The organism is Paenibacillus castaneae (assembly GCF_002884445.1).
In the GTDB taxonomy this organism is placed as follows: Bacteria; Bacillota; Bacilli; order Paenibacillales; family Paenibacillaceae; genus Pristimantibacillus; species Pristimantibacillus castaneae.
Genome location: NZ_KZ614144.1, coordinates 4,192,132 through 4,208,644, shown reverse-complemented (window position 1 = coordinate 4,208,644; position 16,513 = coordinate 4,192,132). Strand labels below are relative to the sequence as shown.

The 16,513-nt window shown below is 47.3% G+C and carries 11 protein-coding genes; 10 read left to right on the top strand and 1 reads right to left on the bottom strand.

The window, feature by feature from the left end; translation table 11 throughout:
• Nucleotides 1–96 precede the first annotated feature (96 nt).
• The 9 genes from CEF13_RS19060 (at nt 97) to CEF13_RS19020 (ending at nt 14,018) form a co-directional block, all read left to right on the top strand.
• Nucleotides 97–1,050 carry an ABC transporter permease gene (locus CEF13_RS19060; protein ID WP_102713002.1) on the top strand — a complete coding sequence of 318 codons (954 nt, stop codon included), beginning with the start codon at nt 97–99 and terminating at the stop codon, nt 1,048–1,050.
• A 29-nt stretch (nt 1,051–1,079) separates the two neighbouring features.
• Nucleotides 1,080–1,964: a carbohydrate ABC transporter permease gene (locus CEF13_RS19055; RefSeq protein ID WP_102713000.1), complete on the top strand. Its 885-nt coding sequence runs from the start codon at nt 1,080–1,082 to the stop codon at nt 1,962–1,964.
• A gap of 99 nt (nt 1,965–2,063) precedes the next feature.
• Nucleotides 2,064–3,662, top strand: coding sequence for an extracellular solute-binding protein (locus tag CEF13_RS19050; RefSeq protein WP_102712998.1), 1,599 nt, complete (start codon nt 2,064–2,066; stop codon nt 3,660–3,662).
• A 204-nt stretch (nt 3,663–3,866) separates the two neighbouring features.
• Nucleotides 3,867–6,212 (top strand): helix-turn-helix domain-containing protein, encoded by a 2,346-nt coding sequence (locus CEF13_RS19045; protein WP_244917095.1) that lies wholly within the window; start codon nt 3,867–3,869, stop codon nt 6,210–6,212.
• Nucleotides 6,213–6,360: 148 nt separating this feature from the next.
• On the top strand, nt 6,361–8,949 hold the full coding sequence (locus tag CEF13_RS19040; RefSeq protein WP_102712996.1) for an exo-rhamnogalacturonan lyase family protein: 2,589 nt from the start codon (nt 6,361–6,363) through the stop codon (nt 8,947–8,949).
• Nucleotides 8,946–9,623, top strand: a complete 678-nt coding sequence (locus tag CEF13_RS19035) for a DUF1961 family protein (protein ID WP_102712994.1) — start codon at nt 8,946–8,948, stop codon at nt 9,621–9,623. Before CEF13_RS19040 ends, CEF13_RS19035 begins: the two co-directional genes overlap by 4 nt.
• Nucleotides 9,624–9,650: 27 nt before the next feature.
• A complete protein-coding gene (locus tag CEF13_RS19030; protein ID WP_102712992.1) occupies nt 9,651–10,451 on the top strand; it encodes a polysaccharide deacetylase family protein in 801 nt (266 codons plus the stop codon).
• Between the two features lie 86 nt (nt 10,452–10,537).
• Nucleotides 10,538–11,797 (top strand): FG-GAP-like repeat-containing protein, encoded by a 1,260-nt coding sequence (locus CEF13_RS19025; protein WP_102712990.1) that lies wholly within the window; start codon nt 10,538–10,540, stop codon nt 11,795–11,797.
• Between the two features lie 16 nt (nt 11,798–11,813).
• Entirely contained in the window at nt 11,814–14,018 is a 2,205-nt protein-coding gene (locus CEF13_RS19020; protein ID WP_102712988.1) for a glycoside hydrolase family 88/105 protein, read from the top strand.
• A 78-nt stretch (nt 14,019–14,096) separates the two neighbouring features.
• Here CEF13_RS19020 and CEF13_RS19015 read toward each other — a convergent pair whose 3' ends face one another.
• Nucleotides 14,097–15,263: a GGDEF domain-containing protein gene (locus tag CEF13_RS19015; protein ID WP_102712986.1), complete on the bottom strand. Its 1,167-nt coding sequence runs from the start codon at nt 15,261–15,263 to the stop codon at nt 14,097–14,099.
• Between the two features lie 120 nt (nt 15,264–15,383).
• Between CEF13_RS19015 and CEF13_RS19010 the strand changes: the two genes are divergently transcribed.
• Entirely contained in the window at nt 15,384–16,511 is a 1,128-nt protein-coding gene (locus tag CEF13_RS19010) for a glycosyltransferase family 4 protein (protein WP_102712984.1), read from the top strand.
• The last annotated feature ends 2 nt before the right edge of the window (nt 16,512–16,513 follow it).

The following is a 16,513-nucleotide window of genomic DNA, read 5'->3' as shown; positions in this document are numbered from 1 at the left end:
TCTCAAAAATGTCTAATTGCTGGAAAAAATTCGCTGCCTGCATAATAAGGCTACACCGCTGACGAAGCGTTGAACGACATCCGGAGGTGAACGAATATGAAGCAGGTTGCAACTCCAAACGTAGAACAGCCATCTCCTATATACCGGGCAAGCGTGCTGCGGAGGTTGAAAAGAGATAAGTGGCTATATATTTTGCTGCTGCCTGGCTTGCTGTATTTTCTAATTTTTAAATATGTTCCGATGTGGGGTGTACTGCTCGCCTTCAAAAACTTCCAGCCCTATACCGGATTTTGGAATAGCGAATGGGTTGGAGTGGAGCACTTTCGATTGTTTTTCTCGAATCCCGAGTTTTTCATGCTGCTGCGAAATACGCTTTTACTTTCCCTTTATAATTTAGTTTTTTTCTTTCCTGCACCGATTGTATTAGCCATTTTATTAAATGAGGTGCGGCTTGCTATTTTCAAACGATCGGTTCAGACCTTGATCTATGTGCCGCATTTTATTTCGATGGTTATCGTGGCGAGTATGACATATGTGTTTTTGACCTCGTCTGGAGGGCCGGTCAACGAACTGCTTTACGCTTATACAGGGCGGAAGATAGAGTTTCTGGCAAGTCCAGATTGGTTCCGGCCGATCATTATACTGCAAACCATTTGGAAAGAATGCGGCTGGGGAACGATTATATTTCTTGCAGCACTTTCTGCGGTGGACGTCGAGCAGTATGAGGCTGCGATTATGGACGGCGCGAACCGATGGAAGCAAATTTGGCATATCACGCTGCCTTCGATTTTGAGCACAATTATTATTTTATTGATTCTTCGTATGGGCAATGTACTGGAGAATGGCTTTGAGCAAATCTACTTGATGCTTAATCCGCTGAATCGGGAAGTGGCGGAGGTATTCGATACTTACGTGTACATGATGGGAATTACACAAGGAGCATTCAGCTACAGCACAGCAGTAGGACTATTTAAGTCAATTATCGGAGTTATTCTTGTGCTGGGGAGCAACTATTTGGCAAAAAGATTTGGGCAATCCGGACTCTATTAAGCGGACTTGCGAGAGAGGGGAGCATCACTGTGGCCAAAACATACAAATCCGTTTCGGGAACGGTATTCGACGTTTCAAATAATATTTTTCTAGGCTTATTTGCCATCGCGGCGATCTTGCCGTTCATTTATGTCATATCGGGGTCCTTTGCAACGGATGCGGAGCTTACGAAGAGAGCAGTATTTCTTATTCCCGAAACCTTCACTATGGCTGCTTATGAGTTTATTTTCTCGACCAACACGATTCTGAAAAGCATTGGGGTATCGATGTACGTTACAATCGTGGGAACATTTGTCAACCTGTTCTTTACCGTCACGATGGCTTATCCACTTGCTAGGCGCAGCTTGATGGGACGAAATACGGTACTGAATCTCGTCGTTTTCTCCATGCTCTTCGGAGGCGGCATGATTCCAACCTATCTCGTTATTCGCGAATTAGCTCTGCTGGATACTTATTGGGCGCTTATTTTACCTGGTGCGATTAGTGCTTTTAATCTTATTATTGTGAAAAACTTTTTTCAGGAGCTTCCGCCTGGCTTAGAGGAAGCGGCCAAAATTGACGGCTGTACCGAGCTTGGTTTGCTTTGGCGAATCGTTCTACCGCTTTCGAAGCCGGTTCTTGCCACGTTTACGTTGTTTTATGCGGTCGGGCATTGGAATGATTTCTTCACTTCCCTGCTTTATATTAATAATCCTGAGAAGTGGCCGCTTCAAGTGCTGCTGCGGCAAATCGTTTTGTTATCTCAGTCTTCTGCAGGAGATTTAAACGCAATGGATCCGAATTTCGTCAAGCCGCCTGATCAATCGATCAAAATGGCCGTTATCGTAGTCGGCACGGTTCCCATTCTGCTCGTCTATCCGTTTCTTCAGAAGCATTTCGCCAAGGGGGTTCTGATCGGTTCGATCAAAGGTTAGGTTAGGCGATTGTCGATGTAATATCCTTCTGCCGGCTGGTTGTATGCCGAAGGCAGACGGTTTTGCGATATAATACAAATATCTGAGGGAGGTACTTTTATGCAAGGAAATCGTAAGAAGATGAACAAAATGGCTTCATTGCTGATGGTAGGCGCACTTGTTGCCAGCACGCTCATTGGCTGCTCGCAGACAAATAACGAGAAAAACAATCCAACACCTGGAGCCGCGACGCCAGAGGCAGCAGCACCAACGAATGAAGCAGTGAAGGAAGAGGCCCCATTAAAGCTGAACATCATGCTGCCGATCTTCAAAACCAATTATCCTAAGGATGACAGTCCCGTTGCAGCGGAGCTGGAGAAGAGAACGAATACAGATATCCATTTCGAGTGGGTACCGAATGCTTCATACACTGATAAATTCAACATTACTCTTGCTTCAGGCAAGCTTCCAACCATTATGTACGTACCTGACGTGAAATCGCCAAGCTTCGTCAATGCCGCCAAATCCGGGGCGTTCTGGGAGCTGGGCTCGTACTTGAAGGATTATCCGAACTTAAGCGGAGCAAATCCAGTTATTCTGAACAACTCCTCCATCGATGGTAAAAACTACGGCATTTATCGCGGCCGTGCACTCGGAAGAAATGGTGTCTATTATCGCAAGGATTGGCTAGACAAGGTTGGTTTGCCTGTTCCTGAAACGATTGATGACTTTTACAATATGTTGAAAGCGTTTAAAGAGCAGGACCCGGACAATAATGGCAAGGCGGATACATATGGCATGGTGCTAGTGAAGTGGACCGGACAATGGTCAAGCGGCTTCGATAACATCAAGCTATGGTTTGGAGCTCCGAATAAATGGGGCGATGTGGACGGAAGCTTAGTGCCTGACCATCTGACAGCAGAATACCTCGAAGCGTTGAAATTTATGAAAAAGCTTTATGATGAGAAACTTATTAATCAGGACTTTGCGATTATGGACTCTGCGAAATGGACTGATCCGCTTGTGAATAATCAAGCTGGCGTTATTATTGACGTTGTTGACGGAGCAGCACGCGTCGATGACAAAATTCATGCAGCGCTCGTCGCTGAAGGAAAAGACCAGCCGGGTGTCCACTTCATGGACGTATTCAGCGGCGTGAAGGGCCCGGATGGCCAGCTTCATACGCTTCCGACTTCAGGCTTTGCTGGGATGCTGGCTGTTCCAAAGTCAGCAGTGAAAACGGAAGAAGAGCTGAAGCGGGTTCTTACCTTTATTGATCAGATAAACCAGCCTGAATTGCAAACCATGCTTGGTTATGGCTTGGAAGGAACACATCATACCGTTGAAGAAGGCTCGGTTGTCGTTAGCAAGGATACGGTGCTTATGGAATCAGAGGTGGAAGGGCTGAATCAAATGCTCACTTTCATCCCTGAGGATCTTGTAATGAAGGTGAAGCAAACACCGCTTCGCTTGAGGCAAGCAGAGCTTCAGAAGGAGAATGAGAGCTATATCGTAGCGAATCCAGCGGAGCCTTTTATTTCCAAGGTATACACGGAGAAAGGCGCGCAGCTGGACAATATTCTTAATGACGCTCGTATCAAGTTCATCGTCGGTCAGCTGGACGAGGCTGGCTTTAATGCGGCTCTGGAATTGTGGAAAAAGAGCGGCGGCAACGATCTAATTAAAGAAATGAATGAGCTCTACGCAGCCAGCAAGTAAAGCATTCAGCTGCCATAATAGACAGAGTCCGTATTCCAATACGGGTCTCTGTCTATTGCTGTAGTTCTTGAGTACTATAATAATGTTGGAGGAAAAGGACTTGTTCATTTTCCTTAGGAAGTATATTCTTGGAAATACAGTTGAATGCGTTTACAATAAACGAATTCAATTGGCAATTCCATTTTAAATTCGGTTGGTGAGAATATGCTAAAGCAAATGAAGTCAAAGCTGGGTAATCGAAAAAAAAATAGGAACGGAAGAAAAGGAAGATTTTATCGGAAGAGTCTTATTAGCATTCTGATTGTAGCCAGCATACCCGGGCTTATAACGGGAGCTGTCGTATATTGGATGACTGGCGGGAAGCTGGAGAGCGAATTGCTGTATTTACATAATAAACAAATCGAGCAGCGAGCACGCAACATCGATGCGCAGCTGACTAATTTAGAGCTTATGCTCTCTCACTGGGCATTCGATACGAAGTTTGATTATAGCTTGGGAAGCCGTAATTTTATTCGAGACTTTGAGAAGGCGCATGATATAACGAAGACGCTTCTCGTTATGCAGGGCTCTAATACGATGAATAAGCTGGTTGGTTTATATTTGGGAGGCGAGGAGCAGCCTGTTCTGTTTGATCCTGAATATGCACTGTTAACCTCAAAGTCGGTTAAAGACATATACGAAGAACTGCTCCATTCTGACAAGGTAACCTATTGGACACAGAAGGCATTCGACTATCAGCGTCCCGCGCTTAAGGATCTGACTCTTGTACATCTTATACCGGGAGGAAGCTTGAAGCCCTTTGGCGCACTCCTTATCCGCCTTGATAACGAAAAGGTAGGAGATATGCTGCGAACAATGACGCCATATGACGGCGGGCAGACGCTTTTCATGCAGGATAATGGACAGCTGTATGCATCTACAGGCGAGAATGCAGCGGATTCCCCGTTCGTTGATGCGCTGAAGGAAGGGATGGCTGCTAGCGGCAGCAAGCAAGGCTCCTTTTTCTTAGAGTGGAAAGGAAGTACCTATACGGTTACGTATGGGAAATTTTCACGAATATCGGATGATTGGACTTATGTTTCGGCTTCACCCATTTCGAGCATTACGGCGCCTGTCGTATTCATTTCCAAAATGATTTTTGCGGTTAGTCTTAGCGCGCTGCTGCTTGCAGCCTTGCTCGGCTGGCTTGCCTCCCGCAGCATCTACTCGCCTGTAAATCGGCTTATGACTGTGCTGCTCGCTGGCAAAGCGCTGCCGCATGCCCAGGATGACGAGTTTTCACTTATTGAACGGCAATGGCACAATTTAAATAGAGAGAGCACGGAGCTTCATTCGAAGCTTACGGAGCAGCTTCCTTACGTTAAGGAAAGCTTCCTGCATCAATTACTGCAAGGTTATTTATACGCGTATTCGGAAGAGGATTTGCTCGGAAGAATGGAGCGTTACAAATGGGAAGTGAATAACCGCTGTTTTGTCGTTCTCTATGTTCAATTAACGGGCATTACAAGCTTAGAAGGGAAATTCAAGTATGGCGATGAGGGGCTGGTCACGTTTGCTGCTGTCAATATGGTGGAGGAGCTTGCCGCTCAGTACTTCGAACAAAGTAAAACGATTAATTTCCATGATCTTGCAGCAGGCCTTCTTCTCATTATGCCGAAGGATGCTTCCTATCGGGAGGAGCTTCAAGCATTCAGCGAGGAGCTCACCCATGCGGTCAATCTTATTCTGAAGATGCGTCTAACCATTGCAATCAGCGCACCGACGAGCGCGATCACAAATATTCCTCTAGCCTTCGAAGAAGCGAAGCATGCGGCCAGCCAACGGGATTTCGAGAACGAGAATCAAATGATCGATATGGGTCAGCTGCACGCTAACGGAGAAGGCATTACGGAGCAGCAGTATCCGTTCAGTCTGGAAAGAGAGTTTATTCAAGCGCTTCGTACTGGACAAGGAAGTGATGCGTATGAGCTTCTGCATGCTTTTCTAGAAGCATTGTCATACAAAGGAGCGAAAGCAGTCGATGTGCAGCAGGGCATGCTGCATTTGCTCGGAAGCGTTCAGCACGCCATTATGGTATCCGGCATTCAGCCGACCCGATTGTTCAAATGTGTAAATATGTATGAGCAGCTATCCCAAATACGCGAGCCCCAGCTCATCTTAACCTGGTTTCAAGAGCGGGTGTGCTTGCCGTTCCTAGAGGAGCTGGGCAGCCGTTCCGATTCTCAGGTTAAGCGGCTGATTGAACAAGCTATGATTTATTTGCAGCAAAATTATATGAACGATATATCGCTCGACAACTGCGCGGATTTTATTGGCACGAATCCGTTTTTCCTGAGCAAATCATTCAAGCAGGTTACCGGAAAAAATTTCATTGATTATTTAACAGGCCTTCGCATGGATAAAGCGAAAGAGCTGCTGAGGGAATCGGGCCTGAAAATAAACGACGTAGCGGAGCAGGTTGGTTATCAGCACAGCTATTTCAATCGCATATTCAAGAAATCCGAGGGGATGACGCCAAGCCGTTACAGGGAGCTTAGCCAAGCAGAATAGCAGCTCGCAAAAAAGTACTAAGTTTCAAAAAAAGTCTAAAGGCGAGCATGCCAGCAATCAAAAATGTCTCATTGTTTATCAAAGAACACCACTATACGATGGAGGCAAGCCATAATTAAATCCGAATCGTATAAGGAGGCTGTAATCATTGTTATCTTCATTGTCTATTAATCTGCGTTGGTTGAACAATCCTTCCGACATACCGGTCGGATTAACCTGGGGCATCCCATGGAAGGAAGGGGAGCTGCATCGAGACGAGCCGCTTGCTTTGCAGCACGCGGGCAGCGGGCAAGCAGTCGCGATGCAAAGCTGGCCTGCCGCATATTGGCCTGACGGCAGTGTGAAGTGGTCCGCGCATGCGGCAGCATCACTATCTCCAACATCCGGTGGATATAGAGTAGTGAAAGGGAATAGTGTTGAGGCAGCCCATAAAGTAACGGTACAAGAAACGGAAGAGTCCATTATATTGAACTCTGGCATAATGACTTGCTCCGTTCGAAAGCGGGGTGACAAGCTGATTGATAGCATCGTTCGAAACGGCACCTTGGTATGCAGCGGCGGCTCGCTTATTGCGGTCAAGGAAAGCCGGCATGCCGTATCGGGCGCGCGGACGATTCGCGAGGAAAGCTTCACATGCGCAATCCATAAAGCGACTGTTGAGCAGAGAGGACCGGTCAGAGCGGTCGTGAAGCTGGAGGGCAAGCACCGTTCAGAATCCGGTACGAGGGAATGGCTTCCATTCTCACTGCGGGTATACGTATATGCAGGCTTGGAAACGATTCGAATCGTTCATACCTTCCATTACGACGGCAATCCGAACGGGGATTATATTAAAGCTTTGGGCATATCATTCAAGGTTCCGATGAGAGGGCCATTATATAACCGTCACGTACGGTTCGCGGGAGATAGCGGATTTTTCAGCGAATCGCCTAAGACATTGCATACGAGACGCACCAAAGGGAAATATCGTGAGATGTTTGAACAGCAGACGCAAGGCTCGCTGGTCAGCTTTGATGCCGAAGACGACCTTTACTTTCTAAGTCTGCTTGATGACTCAGCCGTTTGGGATGATTATAAGCTCGTGCAGCGTTCCTCGGAGCATTATGGCGTTTGGAAGCGGACGAAAGAGGAGTGCTGCTGGCTGAAAGCAGCTGAAGGCCATCGAGCAGGGGGCCTTGCATACGTCGGAAGCGAAGGCGGTGGACTTGCCGCGGGAATGCGCAATTTCTGGGAGAAGCATCCATCTGGTATAGATATTCATGGTGCGGCCAAGGGAGAGGCAATGCTTAATGTATGGTTCTGGTCGCCAGACGCGGATGCGATGGATCTTCGTCATTATGATACGGAGACGCATGTTGAATCTTCCTATGAAGGTGCGGAGGAGCTGCGAGCAACGCCATACGGCATTGCGAATACAAGCGAATTGACGCTCTGGTGCACGGCTGATACGCCGGGGCCGCATAAGCTTGGGGCCATGCAGGAGCAGACCCAGTCGCCATCGCTGCTTCTCTGTGAACCAGAATATTTTCATGAGACGAGAGCATTCGGGCTTTGGAGCTTGCCAGATCGAAGTACGCCGGTCAAAGCGCATTTGGAAGAGCAGCTGGATCGAATTGCAGCCTTCTACTTATCGGAGGTTGAACAGCGGAAGTGGTACGGCTTCTGGGATTATGGCGATTTCATGCATAGCTATGACCCTGTCCGTCATGTATGGAATTATGATCTGGGCGGCTGTGCATGGCAAAATTCGGAGCTTGTGCCGAATATGTGGCTGTGGGTCATGTTTCTTCGTACGGGACGCGAGGACTTGTTCCGGCTTGCAGAAGCGATGACCAGGCATACAAGCGAGGTGGATGTGTATCATTTTGGGGAGTATGCGGGCTTAGGCTCGCGCCATAATGTTGTCCATTGGGGCTGCGGCTGCAAGGAAGCCAGAATCGCGATGGCGGGACTTCATCGCTACTATTATTATTTAACCGCCGATGAACGTATCGGTGACGTGATGGACGAAGTGAAGGATTCTGATTTCACAACTGTAAATCTTGATCCTATGCGGGCTTATTTTCCAAAGGACGAGCATCCTACGCATATTCGAATCGGACCGGATTGGGCGGCCTTCAGCTCCAATTGGATGACGAGATGGGAAAGGTTCGAGGACAACGCTTACCGGGATAAAATATTGACTGGTATTGATTGCGTTAAGCAGGCTAATTTTGGTTTGCTGTCAGGGCCAACTTACGGCTATGATCCGCGAACAAGCAAGCTAACCTCCCTCGGAGATGATAATTGGGGCCGCCATTTGGCGATTAGCATGGGTGCTCCGCAGGTATGGTTCGAGCTGGCGATGATGCTTAAGGACCCGGAATGGGAGTCGATGATGGCTGATTTCGGGCTGTTCTATAATATGACACCAGAAAAGAAGGATCAAATTACCGGCGGTGCTATCGGCCATAATCGTTTTGATCATCCTGTGCTCAGTATAGCAATTGTCGCATTTGGCGCTTTTTATAAACAGGATGAAAAGGCAGCACGGCAAGCTTGGTCTATCCTTCTGCAAAATCCGTTCGCAAGCGTTAATCTCCAGAATGCAGCTGAAACGGTAATGTACGTCAGCGAATTGCAGGAAATCGATTGGATGAATACGAATGAAGCGGCGCAGTGGTCACTGAACACGATCATTAGCCTTGAGTTAATAGCCAATTGGCTGCCGAGTGCAGTAGAAACGAGTATTCGATGATTTCGCAGGAGTGGAAGCTGCTCTATGAGAATCCGCTTCGCACTTCCAAGGATGCTGAAGGCTTCCGAATGGAAGGTGAGGGGCGCATGAGCTTTCCAGCCGGAAGAATGGTGCTGGAGAGCGGGAATGAAAGGGACGGTGAGCAAGCGAACTTTGTGCTGTGGCTTCCTGATGATTTCCCACCCGACATTACGGTGAAATGGGATTTCCGGCCACTGAGGGAGCCTGGACTAGCAATTATTTTTTTCGCTGCCAAGGGTGTAGGTGGATGTGACCTGTTTCATTCGTCGCTTGCCAAGCGAACAGGTAAATATGAGCAGTATCATCATGGGGATATTGATGCGTTCCATCTATCTTATTATCGAAGGCGCTGGCCGGAGGAGAGACAATTCCATACTTGCAATTTGCGCAAAAGCTACGGATTCCATATGGCTGCACAAGGGGCCGACCCATTGCCCGCGGTTGCCGATTGCACAGTATCTTATCGCATGTTACTCATAAAGCGCGGCTCGTGCATCCAATTCTCAATCAACGAGCTTCCCGTGCTGACATGGGAGGATGACGGAGAAGCATTCGGACCGCTGCTTGGTGCGGGGAAAATCGGTTTTCGCCAAATGTCGCCTTTTATCGCGGAATATGCAAATTTGAAAATTTACGGGCTGGCTGCGGGATAGGTGTAGAAAGCCGAGGGGGAATGTGAAATGACGAAAATATTATTATGTTTTCCGGAAGGCAAGCATAAAGCGTTGACAATGAGCTATGACGACGGAACGACAGCGGACAAAAGACTCGTATCGACGTTTAACCGTTATGGCATTAAGGGAACCTTTCATCTGAATGCTGGATTGCTAGGAACAGGCAACCGATTGACGGAGAAAGAAGCAGTGGAGCTGTTCGCAGGACATGAGATTTCCGCTCATACGCTGACTCACCCTACAATCGCTCGGTGTCCGAAGGAGCAAATCGTGCACGAGGTAATGGAGGATCGAAAGCAGCTGGAACAGCTTGCCGGCTATACGGTTCGAGGGATGTCGTACCCCAATGGTTCTTTTAATCAAGCGATCAAAAACATGCTTCCTTCACTGGGAATCGAGTATGCAAGAGTTGTTCAGACGACTGGAGGTTTCGGCATGCCAGATGACTGGCATGAATGGCAGGCAACCTGCCATCATAATGATCGTCTGATTGAGCGAGCACAAACCTTTATTGAACTTCATAAAACGCAATATTTATATTTGATGTATGTATGGGGACATAGTTATGAATTCGACAACGATAACAATTGGGAGCTAATCGAACAATTTAGCGAGCTGGTCTCCGGCCAAGATAACATCTGGTACGCTACAAATATAGAGATCGTGGATTATATGAATGCCTACAGTCAGCTGAAGTTTTCAGCAGGTCTGACCTTTGTATACAATCCAACTGCAATTAGTGTGTGGCTTAGCGTTGACGGAAAGATGGTTGAAGTAAAGAGCGGCAGTCAAGTTGCGTTTTCATAGAGCAGCTTACATGCAAGGTTTGCTTCGCAAACCTAAGATAATGCTTACGAAGTAGGTTTGCTTCGCAAACCTTTAAGGAGGATACAATGACAAACACACAGGAAGCGATTCTAATTGGAGAAATAGATATTAGCGCAGCGGGGCCGCGCTGCAAAATGCTGCTGGGCGACCTGAACGGAGACGGACGAATGGAGCTTCTGCTCGTACAGCCGGATAATCGGCAGGATGTTCGCTACATTCCGCATCAGGTGCAGTGTCTGACGGCATTCGATCTTCAGGGCAATCTGTTGTGGCAAACAGGAAAGCCTGATCCTGGTGCGGGGAGTCAAGGCTCGGATTATCCGGCACAGATTTATGACCTCGATGGTGACGGTCGGCTGGAAGTATTGTGCGTAATGGATGATCAGTTCAAAATTGTTGATGGAGCAACTGGCGAGATAAAGGAAAGCTATCAACTGCCAGATCCGCATGCACATGATTGCATCATCATAGCAAATTTGTCTGGGAACGAACGAGCTTCGGATATTATTTTGAAGGACCGTTATCATAAGCTGTGGGCTTTGAATCGGAATTTTGAATTATTATGGAAACATGAAGGAAATCCGGGCCATTTCCCTTGGGTTTATGATTTGAATGGGGATGGCAAGGACGAGGTGATGGCGGGCTATGACCTGCTGGATTCGAACGGCCGCCTCCTCTGGAGCTGCAAAGATTTGGATGATCATGCGGACTGTATTTGGATTGGTGATGTTAACGGGGACGGCGAACCGGAGCTCGTCGTCGGTGGCAGTGTGACGGTCATGTATGATCACTTAGGCAAGGAGCTGTGGCGTCATGCCGATTCAGTAGAATCGCAGCATATCGCATTGGGTAAATTTCGCAAGGATTTGCCGGGCTTGCAAATCGCAGGACTGGATCGTCTCGTGCGAGAAGATGACGGACTAGGCAAAAAGGGCAAGGACGCGTTGTTCCTGCTTGATGCAGAGGGACTGGAGCTGTGGAAGGAAGATCGCCAAACGGATGGCTGGCTGACGATTATAGAAACGCTGAGGAATTGGGAGCAAGCAGGACCGGATTATATACTGGCATATCGGAGAGGCGGCGGAGTATTTCCAGCGTTATACGATGGCTATATGAATAAGGTCGTTCAGTTTCCGGCAGAGGGCTATGCGGTTCACGCGGATTTGCTAGGCAGCGGGACGGAGCAGGTTATCATATATAACGATCTTAAGGCATTCCTATATTCCAGCCGAAGCTTCAGCCTGTCGGATCAACCGAGCGGTCAACAGCTTTCGCAGCCGAAACGCCTGTACAGCTCAACGCTGTATCCGGGAGGAGAAGCATGAGGAAAGGAGTGGGCCTATGAGAGCCATCACCTATATAGATAAGCAGCAATCTATAGCAAGTATCGCCTCGGACAATGCGGAGCTCGTATTGTCAGCTGTAGCGAACCGCTTCATCGGCTCGCACCCGAAGCTGCCGCCCGTTTATCGAACACATACAACGAGGGGATTCCGACGAGGAAATGACTACCGCTATCATATGGATTTAGCTGAAAAATGGCCTGAGCTGACTGACGGTCAGTTTGTATATGTATGGGGCAAGCTATGGTCGGATCAAGACTCGGAAAGTCCGTTCAGCATTAGCTGCTTCGGTCCGGTCAACGTTTATATAAACGAAAGCAAGGTTTTTGCCTCCAATTTGAATGATGATGTTTTTCCTGATCGTAAAACTTATTTCCGCTCCAAGCTGCGTCAGGGCTGGAATGATATTGTGCTGGAGCTAGTCAAAACGGGTACGGGCTGCGGCTGTCTGTTTGGCAGCGGAAGCGTGAAAGGATTTCCTATGCACATTCTGGCTCCAACTTTCGACCGTGATGGTCAAGAGGGATGGGTATACAGCGAGCCGCAGAGAGAGAGAATGTCCGTACTTCCTGGGTCTAATGAAGCGACTGCTGAGAAATATACATGGTATCCAAGCCTGGAATGGCAGCCGGATGAAGCGGATAAGGGCAGCTTTGCTAAACTATTCGGGAACCACCCTGGTATGACGGCGTTTGCCTGGTCCAAGCTGGATAATTCCAGTCCTGTGAAAAGAATGGTTAGACTGGAAGGCCATCATCACGGTCAACTTACAATCTATTTGAACGGAACAACTCTATATGAATCAGAAGCTAGTGAAGGCCAGTTAGAGATTGGTATGGAGCTGGCCTTTGGCTCCCATGATCTCATTGTGCAATCTGCTAACACGGGCTCCGATTGGGGCTTCGAGCTTTCCTTGGCTGCTCCACAGGAGCCGACTGTTGGTTATTTATTTCCGCAGCTGAAATTGCCTTTTGCTGTGGCTGGTGCAGTAGGGCCTTGGCTTTATCTAGGACCGTTCGAGCCGGATCGAGTGCCGCATGCAGCTGAAGTGGCCTGTGTCCATCCGGCACTGACAAGCAAGGCTGGCGAAGGCTTCGGCTGGCGTACGAATCAGCCTGATACGTGGGTGAGGCCTTATCTTGAAAATACGATGTTCGGAAAATGGAATTATCCGCTTGGAGTGACGCTTTACGGAATACTTAAGACCGGCGCTATGCTATCTGATTCCCATTACACGAATTATGCATCTGATCATATTGAACAGTGCACCTCGATATTTGCGTATAGCTTGTGGGATAGCCGGCATTTTGGATCACCGGGCACGAATCATCAGCTCGCGGCCATAGACAGCTTGGATGATTGCGGCTCCTTTGGAGCAGCGATGCTGGAAGCGCACAAAACAAGGAAGCTGGAAGGTGCGGAAATCGCAGCCGAATCAATTATGAGCTATATTACAGACGAACAGGCGAGGCTTCCGGACGGAGCCTTATATCGAGTAAGAGGCACAACTGATTTCATGCAAAATACGATGTGGTGCGACGATTTGTATATGAGCACGCCTTTTCTGACTAGATACTATGAGCTGACTGGAAAGGCGAGTGCGCTAGACGATGCAGCTGAACAGTTTTTGCGGTACAAAAAAAGATTGTTTATGCCTGATTTGAAGATCATGCATCACGTCTATGATTTTAAGTTCGATAAGCCAAATGGCGTGCCTTGGGGGCGCGGCAACGGCTGGGTGCTTTTCTCCCTCTCAGAATTGCTTGCGGTTATGCCGACTGATCATAAGCATTATGAGCAGCTGATGGTATTTTTCAAGGATTTGTGTGAAGGATATGTATCACTGCAGGGAGCAGATGGCTTATGGCATCAAGTATTGACCGACAAGGATTCCTATGAGGAAGCTTCCTGTACCTCGATGTTTATGTATGCATTTGCGCGAGGCGTTCGATTCGGTTGGCTGGACGATGAGGAAACATACACGACGGCCGTATTTCGTGGCTGGGAAGGGCTGACGAGCCATTGCATCGACAAATGGGGCAATGTGTATGGCGTATGCAGAGGTTCAGGTTATTCGTTCTCTTCTTTGTATTATAAAGATGAACTGACTTGGCAGTTGAATGATACACATGGAATCGGAATTGTGCTGCTCGCAGGCATTGAAATGCTTCAGCTGCATAAGCATATAAATAGTAGAAAGTAAAAAGAAGGACTGTCCATCAGGCGTATTGCCTGCTCTGGTCAGTCCTTCTCTGCGCTGCTCCGTTATTGCTGTTCTCACTTAGGATGATCTATAAGTTTTGATGGACTTGAATGCGGTCACTTTGTTTTTGCCGGATGTCTTCGAGTAATACATGGCTTCGTCGGCTTGCTTGACCATCTCTTGAATGTCCTTAGTCTCTTTGGATGTACTGAAGCCTACGCTAATTGTAACCATCGTCTCCTGTTCGACTCTTTTGCGAATGGATTCGGCGACAAGCTCCGGCTTTACTCGTTCGGTGCTTATACAGGCAAGAAGCTCTTCGCCCCCATAACGTCCTGCTGTGCCGATGCCGCTCGATTCTTCTTTCAAAATTTCGGCTACCTGTTTCAGCACAATATCCGCTTTGTCATGTCCTTGTGTGTCGTTTAATTTCTTGAAATTATCAATATCGCAAAAGAGGATGGCCATTGGCTTGTTTTTGAGCAGTAGCTGCTGTGCCTTCACGTTGAAATGACGGCGATTATACAGACCGGTTAATCCATCCATAATGGATGATTGGTAAGTATGGATTAGACGTTCTATAACCCATTCGAACAAAAGAAGAAACAACAGCGTGTAATACACAATCGGTAAAAGCTGGCCAAGCAAAAGGAGCCATGTAAGCGAGCCTTGAAAAACATAAGCATTCGCAAGCCGGGCAAGCTCGCTAACGAAAAAGACGATTAAGCTCGCATAGTATTTCGTATTCATATCTGCGCTTCTAGTGCCTAACAAAATCATGAAAATGACGACTAAACCATAAAAATCGAGTGCAGGAAAAGTAAAAGCTGCTGCACTTATTTCGGTATCCATCGTAAAGGGCGTTATAGCGAATTGAATACCTGCAATTATGAAAGCGAGCAGCCCCATAACAATAAAGGGTACGGCTTTAAGATGAGCGGAACGATGAGTATATAATTTCATGAAAACAAAGTTTATAATAATAAAAGAGATGATTTGGAGTATAGTGAATGCCAAATAAAGCCAAGGCGATAGAGTCCAGCCCGGAAAGGCAAGTACGACCAGCAGGCACTGTTTGGCCATAATAAGAGGAATAGTCGTAATCAGCAATCTATAAATATGTTTATTTCGGTAGCTGACATAAAGCTTGACCGACATAAAGAGCATTAAGATAAGAATCATAATTTCAGCCGATGATGAGAAGAGCTGACCGTTCGGGCCGGAAAGCCAGTGCGCAATTGTCATTTGTTAACCACCAGTATGTAGTATTAGGTATAGCTTTACAGAAACATATGTTCTAATATATCATGTTTTACGATGAACGAATAGAGCTGACATATGGATTACACCGAAGGGATGGTACACATGAACATTTTACAAGCGCTATTTTTTCCACCGGAGCAGCCGGGCGGAGTATCGTCCATGATCCCTTATATTCAGGAACGATTTTTGAAGATCGGATGGCAAATGGAATTATTTTCGCTGCCTAAGCGCGTTAGAAGCAAAGGCCAGGAAGAGGTTATTTTTGAAACCTTCGATCATACAGTCTATAGCGGTAATCAAATAATAGATAAATATATGCAAACCTTTAAGGATTACGTATGGTGGACCAAAATGCGCATCAAAAAGCCTTATGATATTATTCATGCGCATCATCCGATTGCAGCGCTAGTCATGAAGCAGCTGTTCCCGGAAACACCACTTATTGTAACGATTCACTCCAGCTATGAGCGCGAGCTTATATTAAACGGAAAAATAAAAGAAGGCGGACCGGAGCATCAGTTTCTGATGAGCATCTATGGAGAGCTGGAAGCGAAGGCTGATCAGATGCTTACCGTTTCTGAATCTTTCCGTTCTTATCTCGCTCCTTATGTTAAACAGCCTGAATTAATGAAGGTAATTCCGAACGGCTTTGACGAGAAACGCTTCAAACCTATTGCACATGAAAATGCGGTAACGCAGCTCATAACGGTATGCAGGCTTGTTCCAGCGAAAGGACTTGATGTGCTGCTGCATGCTTGCGCGATACTCAAAAAGAAAGGCCATCCCTTTGTTTTGCACATTATTGGAGATGGGCCGATTCGCGAAGAGCTGGAGAAGCTGGCAGTAGAGCTGGACTTGTATGACGATATTATTTTTTATGGCTATATGCTCCATCCAGAGGAATTCATGCCGTTCTTCGATGTGTTCGTGCTTCCTTCCCGGGCAGAAGCGTTCGGATCGGTATTTGCAGAGGCGGCTTTATGCTGGCTTGCGCTCGTAGGCACGAATGTGGGCGGTATTGCGGAGCAAATTGATGATGGCGTCAATGGATTGCTCGTTCCGCCTGAAGATCCGGCCGCTCTCGCGGTGGCGCTGGAGAAGGTTTTGACAGATCCCACTTATCGCTATCATTTAGCGAGAGCAGGCTGGGATAAAGCCAAAAAGGTGTACTCTCTACAGCGCGTTATTGCACAGCTGAAGAAAGTATATGTAAGTATGAAGCCGGAGTAATG